Origin of the sequence: Desulfoluna sp., assembly GCF_030145185.1 — a bacterium.
GTDB lineage: Bacteria > Desulfobacterota > Desulfobacteria > Desulfobacterales > Desulfolunaceae > Desulfoluna.
Genome location: NZ_JAQYWB010000070.1, coordinates 18,281 through 30,226 on the forward strand (window position 1 = coordinate 18,281; position 11,946 = coordinate 30,226).

Genomic DNA, 11,946 nt, shown 5'->3' on the forward strand with positions numbered 1-11,946 from the left:
TACACATCTGACAAAATGCTTTTTTTCAATAAATTCATAATCTTTTAGATAGTTTGATCATCGATAGCCATTGCATCAAACTTCCTGCAAACCTGCGATACAGACGATTAACTTAATCCGAAGATGCTCGCTGATCACGTTCAACGGGAAATGGGATTGCGTCTTGACATGAGACATAATTACATCATCATGTCACAGAAGTCATATACCCGTACTCATTGAAATTTTTTGGAGCAAACATCAGGAAGCCTCTATTCTAAATGCTTTCAGCGGCGTAGCCGCATCTGCGTGTATCTGTGTTCATCTGCGGCTAAATTGATTTTGTTCTGGGATGGCTCTTGCCCATCCACAGGATGTCACATGACACAATTTTCTCACCCTTCGTTCGGGCGAGCCGAGTGCACCCATCTTCTGCGTTATCAGAGCATTGAGATAAACCACTACATCTGCAACCCTGATGCCTTGAATATGAGTACACTCGACTCGTGAAATATCCGGGTTAAGAACAACCGCACATTCCAAGCCTTTTTTATCTGCCTTTTCTTTAAAGAGTCAGTAGTTACGTACATCCTTATCAATGTTTCATATTCTTACAACAGGATTAATTCTAAATTATCTCAGCTGCATCTATTTGAATTATAAGCACATATGATCTTCGTCTGTTGTTATGTAAAGTAAAGACCGGGATGGATCATAATGGGAATAGAAAAAAAATTAAGCGGTGCATAGCTGTATCATTGATCCATCTCTCGGCATTGTGATGTGTTTTAATTTAAATGTGTTATGCAGGTTTTAACGGAATTTAACGGACTTTAACGGGAAAACGAATTGCATCCTTTCGTAAATTTATGGAAGGTAAGTAGTTCGGTTTTAATGCATTGATCCGTATCTGCATTTTCTCGAGAATATGCAGATTCAAAGCCATACAGGTCGTGTAGGGCTGCCAGCCAAATTAAAATGTGTTGATGGGTATGGTAATACGGTATTCTGTTTGATTTTCTCACCCTTCGGGCGATCCGAACGCACTCGAATCGTGAAATATCCGGGTTAGGCAAAAAGAACTTTCCTTAATAGAGGGTCTTCCATGGTGGGAATAATAGTAAAAATACTTGTGTTGTTTTTTTCTTTAAGTACGAGCGCTTTGTGTGGAGAAATAACGGTTAAAAATAACGACAACATTGGTGCCGGGTCTTTGCGCGAGGCCATTTCCAATAGTGAGGCCGGGGATACGATCAAGCTGCCCGTAACCGGAACCATCTCCCTCATAACCCCGCTGATAATTGATAAGGCCCTGACCCTCACCGGCCCCGGTGCCGACAACCTCACCATCAGTGGAGATAGAAGTTGCCGGATTTTCACCATTAAGGCCAATGTAAGCCCTGTGAATATTACTGGATTAACCCTGTACAAAGGATGGTCATCAGACTCAGGCGGCGGCGGAATTCTTAATCAAGGGACGCTCAACATCAGCTCCTGTGTGATTAGCGATTGTGAGTCAACAAAAGATGGCGGCGGGATTAAAAATAATAATGGGGCACTCAATATCCGTTCCTGTGTGATTCGCAATTGTTCGGCGCTTGGTCATGATAATGGTAATGGAGGAGCCATTAATAATGGTAGAGGCATCGTCAACATAACGGGGTGTACTTTAAGTGACAATACCGCCTTCACCAATGGGGGAGGGGTTTGTTCTGACCAAGGGCAAATAACCATGCTGGATAGTGCTGTCCATGGCAATAGCTCTGGTAACGGGGGAGGGATAGCTAAAATATCTTCCGGAATATCTTCCAGCACAATTGAGCTGACTCGCTGTACCATCAGTGGAAACAAAAGTAATGGGTATGGGGGAGGGATTCTGTGTAGCAGTGGCATATTGGACCTCACCAATTGTACGGTCTCAGGAAATAATGCGACCAAAGGCGGCGGAGGGATTATTGATGTTAATGCCTCAAACATAACCATCCTACAGTCCACCATCACAGGGAATACAACGACCGTCGGTGGCGGAGGTATTGAGCTGCGCGCCTCATCCGCTAAAATTAAAAATACCATCCTGGCAGCAAATACAGGCGGCGACGGCAACAACTTTTTCAAAAGTGGCACAGGTTTGCTAACCTCACACGGGTATAACATATGCAATGGTGGGCTATCAGCTTTTACCGCCACTGGAGATAAAAGCAATGCCACGATTCATCTGGCGGGACTTGCGGATAACGGCGGCTTAACCCAAACCCATGCCCTGGGGGCCGGAAGTGATGCCATTGATGCGATTCCAAGGGGGGCAAATGATTACAATGGAGCGCCTGCCCTGGATCAAAGGGGAACCGTCAGACCCCAGTGCAGCAATGTGGACGTGGGTGCTTTTGAACGGGTGCAAGATCTCACGGTGATCACCCAGGCGGCCACAGGCGTTACGGGATTAACGGCCACGGGTAACGGTAATATTACCTTCCTTGGCGAGCCCCATCCCACCCAGCACGGGGTGTGCTGGAGTACCTCCGCCAATCCCACCACGACGGACAGTAAAACCACCCAGGGAGAGGCCAATGTCACCGGCGCCTTCTCCTGCGATATAACCGGACTTTCCCCGGACACCACCTATCATTACCGGGCCTATGCCACCCATACGGCCGGCACGGTATACGGTGCCGACAGGACCTTTACCACCTTTGCCATGGACCTGACTGTCATTGCTTCCAATAATCTCCCTGGTCCCATGGTCTTGGGGAACCACTGGACCTGGACGGTCAGCATCCGCAACATGGGAACCGACGGAGCCGTTTTCACCGACGGCCAGGTGATCCTCACCGACCAGCTGCCCGATACTGCCATCGACTACGGCATACCGAGTCTCAGCAATGTCATCACCATCACCAACCAGGGAAATATAGATGCCGAGATCACGGACAACGTCCTGACCGTGAAAGCAAGCGGCGGTTCGGTTGTCATCGGCGGCACCAACGGACGTTTTGATGTTAATTTCACAGCCAGGCCCACCGGGGCCACCTCCTTTTCAAACCCCAGGAGCGGCGGTACCTGTACCGTGGATCCCAATAATTATATCATTGAAGTTGACGAAGGGAACAACACCCCCGCAACCGATACGGTGACAGTCGTTGGCCCGGACCTGTCTGTTACCAAATCCAATGATAAAGGGGGTTCCATCGTGTTGGGAGATCACTGGACCTGGCGGTTAAGTCTAAAGAATACGGGCAATGCCGATGCCGTCTTTACCGATGGTCAGACCATCCTGACCGATGATTTGCCCAACACCAACATCAATTACGCGACCCCTACCCTTGCCAACTTAACCAATCCCACCCACGGTGATCATATCAGTGCCGTGATTTCGGGGAATACCCTGACTGTTTCGGCTTTGGGAGCCCGTGTTACCCTGGGGGCCGTCACCGGCGGGTTTGACGTCGAACTCCAGGGGACGCCCACGGTCGAGGGAGCCTTTGTCAATCCCAGGGCGGGGGGGATCTGTACCGTGGATCCGGATCGATTGATAACCGAAAGTGATGAGACGAACAACACGGCAACGGATACTGTCATCGTCGCCTCATTGCCCGTGGTCATCACCCAATCCGGGACAGCCGTTACGAAGACCACCGGGACCGGGAAAGGGAAGATCACAAGCCTGGGCTCTCCCCCCCCCACCGGCCACGGGGTGTGCTGGAGCACAACCGTCAACCCCATCATAAGCGACAATAAAACAGACAAGGGTGCGACCGCATCCACTGGGGATTTTACAGCGGCCATAACCGGTCTTTCCCCCGGCACTACGTATCATGTGCGGGCCTTTGCCACCAACCTGGCCGGAACCGTTTACGGTGCAGATACGACATTCGCCACACCCCTTGGGGGCCTGACAGCTCCTCTTGCGACGATCTCAAATACCCCAGAGCCCACGACCAATGCAAAATCGTATCGAATGAGACTCGGCGGAATCGGCGTTGTCAGCTACCGTTTCAGCCTGGACAAAGGCCCCTGGTCCCAAGAGATGCCCATAGCGCAACCCCTTACATTTAACCTTGCCGTTGGCGGCAGCCACAGCCTTTCCGTTACAGGTAAGAACTGCGACGGTGTCTGGCAACCCCAAACGGACGCAACTGTTTTTAAGTGGACCCTTGATAACACCCCACCCCGGGCAGTGATACTCAACCCTCCTTCGGGTACGGTGGGCGCCACCTCCGTCCGGGTCACCGTGGGGGGAGCGGATGTAACCGCATACAGATACCGGCTGGACTCCGGCGGGTGGAGCCGTATCCATCCCGTATCCACGTGGGACACCATATCGGATCTTGGTGAGGGCGATCACACCCTTGAGGTTATTGGCGTCAATGGGGTCGGCAACTGGCAGAAAAAGTCCGCCGCAACACATGTCTCCTGGCATGTCACCCCAGGGATACCGACGGTTGTATTAACGGAGGTGCCTGGAATCGTAACCGATCGGACTTCTGCAAAAATTACCGTTGGAACGGCCAAGGGCAGTCCCTCTATCGAAGATTATTATTACAGTATAGATGGCGGCGTGACGTGGGACTACGGAAGAATCTCAGAACCCATTGCGCTTAACGGACTTGCCGAAGGGAACCAAACCCTGTTTGTAAACGGTTTTGGAAACGATGGCTGGCAGGGAGGAGGCGATGGCATGACCACGGAAAACGCAACGTCCTGTAAATGGCGGGTGGATCTGACCCCGCCTGATCCTGTGGTGCTTGATGCAGCCAAGGGCACCCCCTCTTCCACAACGGTGAACCTCTCATGGAGATCCTCCTCCGAGGGTGAGCCGGAACGTATTCAAAACTACCTGATCTGGTATTCAGACGAGCTGATAACCGAGGAGAATCTCGCAAATGCCACAGCGGTTTTTTGCGATATGTTGCCGTGGAATGCAGATACAGGCCATGGTTTCACCCTATCCGGGCTTGGAGCCGGGGAAACATACTATTTTGCCGTAAAATCGGTTGACCCAGCCGGTAATGTGTCTGCTTTAAGTCATGTTGTGGACCATACCACGGAAGACATGCTCCCGGAGATCACGGGAATGGCCCTTGTTGCCGGGGGCACGAGCGGAGACAATTCCGTTGCAAGGGAAATAGCGATTACCGGTGCAAATTTCCTCGAATCCGCAGGCTGCAATAGGATCCGCTTTGAAAATAAAGCGCTTGTTTTTGATGTTTCAGCCAACCATGGCACCCAAAACAAGATATCCGCAATTATCCCGGAAGGCGCTCCGGAAGGCTCCTATGCGTTGCGCGTAATAAACAAAAACGGCATTTCCCGGTTATTTGAGAACGCTTATACCGTAAACAAAGCGCCAACGCCCGTACCCGAGGTAATCCATCTTTCTCCCACGGTCGTCATCAAAGACATCTCTTATGAGATCACCCTCACCGGACGTTATTTTGCAGATGAGATTATCGGTGCGGGGCTTGTCGGTGGAGACAACTCTCTGCTTTGGTTTTCGGATACGGTTCGGATAGATTCCTCAACCATTAAAGCCAGACTCCGTGTACCAAGCGATTTTGCGGCGGGCCGATACACTGTGCAGGTGATCCATTCAAATGGCGACAGGAATAACGTCAGTGCCGCCATGCTGGAGGTGTGCGAGGTGATACATCTTAGCCAGGTAAAGGCCGCTGTAAAAACAATGGCTGTCGTCACCACCGATGACGGGGTCATTCCTTTCCCCACAACGCTGATAACCGATAATCGGGATGAAGTCGCTGCTGTTGACCCGAGGAGATCCCGAATTGAAGCCCAATTCGATGCCGGTACGGTGCTGGAGGAGAACAGGATGGGAGACTGGAAGGCCTACACCGGACGGGTCGATCCTCCCCGTCAGATACCGATGATCAAAGACCTGGGCGACAAGATCGGCAAAAACAGCATTCTTTTCTCCATGGGGGCTGACCGATTGCTGAGACTCAAATACGGCAAGACCCTGTTCGTTAAAATGGATATAACCCTTCCGGCATCAGAACCTGTGCCAGCCATTTATTATGTGGCCCCGGACGGAAGCATTTCCATCGCAGGTGTCCATGGTAGCCGGGGTGGGATGGCCTATCCCCCCGGCGGCAAGGTCCTTGCCACCCGTCATGAGACACCGGAACCTGCCATGACTACATATACCATCGGCATTCTTCTTGATCATATGTCAACATATGCCGTCGGATCATATACCGCCCCTGATTTTGATCCTGATCCTGACTCCGGCCATCGTTCCGGAGAAGGCGGATGTTTCATCGGAACGACACGGGACGGCCGTTTGACTCCGGGGGATTTTGTTTATTTATATCTCACTGCTAAATGCAGGTATAGCCGCTTTTCCCAAATGGGCATGGAAGAATTTTTTTTCGAGCTATTTCGTTTAAAGAGTGTTCACGAGGACTGAATTTGACCTTCAAGCGGAGAAACAGGAGATAATGATGTGTGGATTCCGAGGCCTATGTAATGGGATCCTTTGTGTGATGATGCTGCTTGGGGGAAGCGGTTGTGGCAGCAGTGACGGGTCGCAGGGGCCTCAGGGCGAACCCGGTTCGCAGGGAGCCGCTGCTCTCCAGGGAGAACAGGGCCCTCAGGGCATAAAGGGCGATCAAGGTCCCGACGGCCCCCAGGGGGCTATAGGCCTGACAGGCCCCAAGGGTCCCCAGGGGGATAGAGGCCTGACGGGTCCCAAGGGCCCCCAAGGGGACATAGGACTGACGGGTCCCAAAGGGCCCCAGGGGGAACCGGGTGTCAGTGAAGTAACACAAGAATCGTTCGACGCGCTCCTGCAGAGAGTCCAGGCGTTGGAACTGAGTGCTCTGGGATGCACCAAGGGGGAATATGGAGCCGACGCCAGTGCTTATACTCATGATGCCATACAACGGTTAGCCGGGTATTCTAAAGTTCTTGGAAATCTAACGATCGAGGGAGAACAGATAACATCGATTGAAGGGCTAAAGCGTTCGATGACAAAAATATCCTTATAAACCTGTGCAATTAAATGGACATGTTGTAAAATTTCCATCATACTTGTACAACAAACCATACAAGTCTGGAGGATATTATGAAAATTGTCAATTTTAGCGAAGCAAGAAATAATTTAAAGTTTGTTTTAGATCAAGTCATAAATGATGCCGATTATACAATCATAACTCGTCGAGATTCAGAAGACGCAGTGGTTATGTCATTAGATACTTTCAATAGTTATATGGAGACATTATACCTTCTCAGATCACCCGCTAATGCCGCACATATTACAAAATCTATAGAGCAGTATAAAAGTGGAAACGTTCAAGAAAGAGAACTTTTAGATGAATAGAAAATTAGCTTGGACTGATGAAGCTTGGAAGGGATATCTTTATTGGCAGTCACAAGATAAAAAAACACTCACGCGAATTAATAAACTGATACAGGATACTATGAGGCAACCATTTAAAGGAATAGGGAAACCAGAACCACTGCGAGGAAATTTATCTGGTTTTTGGTCACGACGAATTGATGAAATAAATAGACTCGTATATGCCAGTGACGATGAATTTATTGCTATTATTTCAAGTAGATATCACTACTGAATCAAGGAATGGGTCAGGCCTCCACATCACCTGTGACCTTCTTGGTTCCTTTCCCCGTATCCGGGCCAGCATGGACCGCTTTGCAAAAATCAATATAAGCTATCAGCCCCTTGCCTCATGGCTGCTGTTTCTTTTCTCCGCTTCCATCCTGACGGGTATCGGGATCTGGCCGAACCTTTTATTTCCCGCGCTCAGGGTGGCTCCCCTTCTTCTCGTGGTCTCGATTCAAGCCATCGCGGGGTATAAAACCATCTTCACGCCAGTGAAGACAGGGGACTGGACCCATCTCTGGCTCATGGCGGTGTCCGCACTTGTCTGCGGTTTTTTCTGGAAACTGTGGAATTTTTCAGCCTTGCGCGCTGGGAGTCTGCCATCCCTTATGTGGGGCGTTTTCGACTCTTCGAGATGCCCATCCTTGGCTTTGGCGGCTACCTCCCCTTTGGGCTGGAATGCGCCGTGGTGTGCGACTGTGTACACAAAATGATGACATCATAATAAAGGCAGAAAAACGGGAAAAGGCAGAAAAGCAGAACGCACGGGGTTAAATCGATGGACATAAGTCGCTATATGTTGGGCTATTTTTGGATTTTCTCAAGATCGGAGTCCTACCCCCATCTCAACCAAACAAAAAAAGCACCATTAAAAATGGTGCCATTCTCATCAAAAAAATATGGTACGCCTGGCAGGATTCGAACCTGCGGCCATCCGCTTAGAAGGCGGATGCTCTATCCATCTGAGCTACAGGCGCATTGAGTTGATGCGAGGAGTTTTTTAGCAGACTGATTTTCGTTTGTCCACACAAAAAAAAGAAACGTCAAAAAAGTGAGGGACACCCCACTCACAATCCCTGATCAAAACCACAGAACCTCTTCGATTTAAAATCAACCGGCTGAAAAGGTACCTTGAGATGTCATGAACGGATCCGTTCGCTGAAACCCGACCCTTTAAAAGAAATAATCCAGACAACGCTTCGAAATCACGGCAACTTGCCAGTGCCCGGTGTTTCCAAGGTTGGCAATTTGACCCACTGTGATATATCCAGAGTCTGGAATTGCAGACTTTTCACATAATCATCAATTCATGATATATTCATCTCAAGGGTCGCGGCTGAATAAAGGCTGTGTCTGAATAAGGGTTGCGTCTGAAAAAGCCTTGCACAATTAGTTGGTGACGATTTCCGTCATGGGGTTCCCCGGCACAATCGGATTTCTTACGTCCTCCCTATTTTCTCCTTTATGTTCAGTAATAATGTTTCGATATGACTAATAAAAAAACCAAAAGCAGCGTTTCTGGCACCTCCGGCAAAAACGCTTCACAAAGAGAGACTATGGCATCTGAATCCGACGTCATCGTGAAGGCTCCTAAAAAAAAGAAGCCCGCCCCAAAAAAAACCAATCTGCCTGTGAAGGCGTCCACCGGCAATGCCGTCACCAAATTCGACCCTCTTCAGAGCTACCTTTCCGAGATCAGCCGGTATCGGCTTCTCACCCGTGACGAGGAGATTGAGCTTGGCATCAGAATTCAGGAGCAGGAAGACCCGGATGCGGCGTACGAGCTGGTCACCGCAAACCTGCGGCTTGTGGTGAAAATCGCTCTGGATTTTCAGCGCGTCTGGATGCAGAACCTCCTTGACCTGATCCAGGAAGGCAATATCGGCCTGATGCAGGCCGTCCGGAAGTTCGACCCGTATAAAAACGTAAAATTTTCTTACTACGCCTCTTTCTGGATCAAAGCCTATATCCTGAAATTCATCATGGACAACTGGAGACTGGTGAAGATTGGAACGACCCAGGGGCAGAGAAAACTCTTCTTCAAACTGAAAAAGGAGAAGCAGAAACTGATCGAAGAGGGCTTTGATCCCAAACCAGTGCTTCTGGCCGAACGACTTGGTGTCACGCCCAAGGAGATCGTCGACATGGACCAGCGTCTGGACGGCTGGGATGTCTCGCTGGATGCCCCCCTGAAGGAAGACTCCGACACGGAACGCATTGAATTTCTCAACTCCGGTTCCGATTCGGCAGAAGACCAGGTCGCCCGGAAGGAGCTGGAATCCCTGCTTCACAACAAAGTCGAAGAATTCAAAAAAGTGCTGTCCGACAGGGAGCTGGAGATCTTTAACTCCCGCATCTTCTCGGAAGACCCCCTCACCCTTCAGGAGATCGGTGAAAAATACAGCATCTCCCGGGAACGTGTCCGTCAAATCGAAAAAAACATCACCCGACGCATGAAGGACTACTTTCAAAGCGAACTTCCCGATTTTCACCTATACACCGATCAATCCAAATAACTTCCTTCCTCAACGGCATGGAATGGAATATATGAACTTTTATTCAGTCATCATCAGGGGGCTTCGCCACGCCACGCCCCCCCTTTTTTCCGTGACGCTGTCTGCCCTGCTTCTTGTCGGGTGCACACTCCCGGCAAAGAACCGGCCCTCATCGTCCAGCGCGGTCTCGCCGTCACCCGTCCCCACCGAGACCGCCGAGAAGGACAGCCCGGACACCTGGTCTGGTTACCGCCTCTATATTGAGGCGATGATGGCCCGCAAAGCCGAAGAGTATGCCAAGGCCGCGGCATACCTTGAGACCGCCTCTCAAAAAGACCCCTCCGCCCTGGTCCTCAAGCGTGAACTGGCTGTGGTGCATCTTCTGGCGGGCGACAAGGCCAAGGCCCTTGACGTCATCAACACCGTCCTGAAGACCACCCCTGATGACGCCGACTCCCTGCTCCTTCTGGTGCGCATCCGTCTCTCGGAACGAAAGGCCGAGGAAGCGAAACAGCTGCTCCAGCGTGTTATTAAAGCGGACCCCACCCGAGAAGACGCCTATTACCGTCTGGGAATGCTTCAAACCACCACCAACAACTTCGACGAAGCCCTGACCACCTATCTGACACTCCTGAAGGCCTATCCCTACGCTTATGCCGGCCATTATTACGTGGCCCTTCTGTATATAGAAAAAAAGTCCCTCGACGAAGCGGTCTCCCATTTTAAAGAGTGCCTCAGCATTGCTCCAGAGTTCACGGATGCGCGCCTGGAGTTGGCGGATATTCTGGTCACACAGAAAAAATGGTCCGAAGCCAAGGGGCAATACCGTGTGGTTCTCGCCCACAAGCCAGGAAATCTCCAGGCCAGCCTCGCCATGGCTCTAATCCACCAGACCTCAGGCGAAGACGAGAAGGCTGCAAAAATCTTTAAAGGACTCACCGATCCCGAAGAGCAATGGACGGAGATCTATCCCATCATCAACCAGCTCTACATCGAACGACAAAGGTATACGGAAGCACACCGGCTGCTGACCGGATTGCTGACCCTTTACCAGGACAACTCTGAGTTCAACTACATGCTCGGTTTTGTCTGTGAAAAACTGGGAGACTCCGAAGAAGCCATCCACTGCTTCACCCGCATTTCACCCGCCTCCGATTACTACGAACGGGCGACCCTCTTTGTCAGCATCCAGTTCTGGGAACAGGGGAAACGCGAGGAGGCCATCCGCACCCTGGAAGAGGCCCGGAAGCACCAACCCGAAAGTATTGAGATTCTTAACTACCTCGCCTCTTTTTATGAAGAGATGAAACGCTATGACAAAGCAGAAGCACGCCTTCTCATGGGAATCGAAATCGACGCCAATGACCCCGCCCTGTACTTTCGTATCGGTGTCCTCTACGACAAGTGGGGAAAAAACGACGCCGCCACCAAGGCCCTGAAAAAGGTCCTGGATATCGACCCGGAGGACCCCAACGCGCTCAACTATCTCGGGTACACCTACGCACGCCAGGGCATCCACCTGGAAGATGCGGAACGACTCATCAAAAAAGCCCTGAAGAACAAACCGGATGACGGCTACATCACCGACTCCCTGGGCTGGGTCTACTACCAAAAAGGGCAATTTACCAAAGCCCTGAACACCCTGCGAAAGGCCGCCGCGCTTTTGCCCGGCGATCCGGTGGTCATGGAGCACCTGGGAGACGCCCTGGTGCAGAACAGCCTAGATCATGAAGCGCTGAAGTATTACAGGGAAGCCCTGAACCTGGGCCATGAAGATGCCCCGGCCATTCAGGAAAAAATTCGAGCCCTGAAGGAGGGCGAAAGACAGGAAAAGAAAAAATAAAGGTCACTATTGAGCTCATGCCTCCGGCGGCCCTGCCGAGGGCTAAACTTTTGATCCGCCTTCGGCCGAGGACTACGGCGCGATAAGAAAGTTTAATAAACAGGTTTTAATAAATAACCCCAGATTTAGGCCTTAGTCATCGTTTCGGCCACATTCTTTGAAATAGGTATCGAGCGTGATTCTCTCTCGTTCCCAGGCTCTGCCTGGTAATGCTCCCCGGAGGCTCCGCCTCCATGCTTAAGGCCCAGCAATCTGTGAGTTTCACGCCAGCA

At 50.8% G+C, this 11,946-nt stretch carries 7 protein-coding genes and 1 tRNA gene; 6 read left to right on the plus strand and 2 right to left on the minus strand.

The genetic code is table 11. The features are described 5' to 3' along the window. Positions 1-1,873: 1,873 nt before the first annotated feature. Positions 1,874-6,400, plus strand: a complete 4,527-nt coding sequence (locus Q1Q75_RS18445; protein ID WP_300673684.1) for a choice-of-anchor Q domain-containing protein — start codon at positions 1,874-1,876, stop codon at positions 6,398-6,400. 52 nt (positions 6,401-6,452) lie between these two features. Here Q1Q75_RS18445 and Q1Q75_RS18450 read toward each other — a convergent pair whose 3' ends face one another. Beyond that, positions 6,453-6,863, minus strand: coding sequence for a hypothetical protein (locus Q1Q75_RS18450; protein WP_300673686.1), 411 nt, complete (start codon positions 6,861-6,863; stop codon positions 6,453-6,455). 194 nt (positions 6,864-7,057) lie between these two features. Between Q1Q75_RS18450 and Q1Q75_RS18455 the strand changes: the two genes are divergently transcribed. From Q1Q75_RS18455 to Q1Q75_RS18465, 3 genes are all read left to right on the plus strand, one after another. Continuing rightward, positions 7,058-7,312, plus strand: a complete 255-nt coding sequence (locus tag Q1Q75_RS18455) for a type II toxin-antitoxin system Phd/YefM family antitoxin (protein WP_300673688.1) — start codon at positions 7,058-7,060, stop codon at positions 7,310-7,312. Beyond that, positions 7,305-7,565 (plus strand): Txe/YoeB family addiction module toxin, encoded by a 261-nt coding sequence (locus Q1Q75_RS18460; protein ID WP_300673691.1) that lies wholly within the window; start codon positions 7,305-7,307, stop codon positions 7,563-7,565. Before Q1Q75_RS18455 ends, Q1Q75_RS18460 begins: the two co-directional genes overlap by 8 nt. A 336-nt stretch (positions 7,566-7,901) precedes the next feature. Next, a complete protein-coding gene (locus Q1Q75_RS18465) occupies positions 7,902-8,060 on the plus strand; it encodes a hypothetical protein (RefSeq protein ID WP_300673693.1) in 159 nt (52 codons plus the stop codon). A gap of 176 nt (positions 8,061-8,236) precedes the next feature. On the opposite strand, the gene Q1Q75_RS18470 is transcribed toward Q1Q75_RS18465, so the two are convergent. Further along, a tRNA-Arg gene (locus Q1Q75_RS18470) sits at positions 8,237-8,313 on the minus strand. A 579-nt stretch (positions 8,314-8,892) separates the two neighbouring features. Here Q1Q75_RS18470 and Q1Q75_RS18475 point away from each other — a divergent pair. Then, positions 8,893-9,852: an RNA polymerase sigma factor RpoD/SigA gene (locus Q1Q75_RS18475; RefSeq protein WP_300673696.1), complete on the plus strand. Its 960-nt coding sequence runs from the start codon at positions 8,893-8,895 to the stop codon at positions 9,850-9,852. Positions 9,853-9,883: 31 nt separating this feature from the next. Continuing rightward, positions 9,884-11,674, plus strand: a complete 1,791-nt coding sequence (locus Q1Q75_RS18480) for a tetratricopeptide repeat protein (protein WP_300673697.1) — start codon at positions 9,884-9,886, stop codon at positions 11,672-11,674. The last annotated feature ends 272 nt before the right edge of the window (positions 11,675-11,946 follow it).

Excerpts from the sequence above, each read along its gene's own strand:
- Q1Q75_RS18455 (WP_300673688.1), top strand. The coding sequence starts at position 7,058 with ATGAAAATTGTCAATTTTAGCGAAGCAAGAAATAATTTAAAGTTTGTT.
- Q1Q75_RS18450 (WP_300673686.1), bottom strand. The coding sequence starts at position 6,863 with ATGAGTATAAGCACTGGCGTCGGCTCCATATTCCCCCTTGGTGCATCC.
- Q1Q75_RS18460 (WP_300673691.1), top strand. The coding sequence starts at position 7,305 with ATGAATAGAAAATTAGCTTGGACTGATGAAGCTTGGAAGGGATATCTT.
- Q1Q75_RS18475 (WP_300673696.1), top strand. The coding sequence starts at position 8,893 with ATGGCATCTGAATCCGACGTCATCGTGAAGGCTCCTAAAAAAAAGAAG.
- Q1Q75_RS18480 (WP_300673697.1), top strand. The coding sequence starts at position 9,884 with ATGAACTTTTATTCAGTCATCATCAGGGGGCTTCGCCACGCCACGCCC.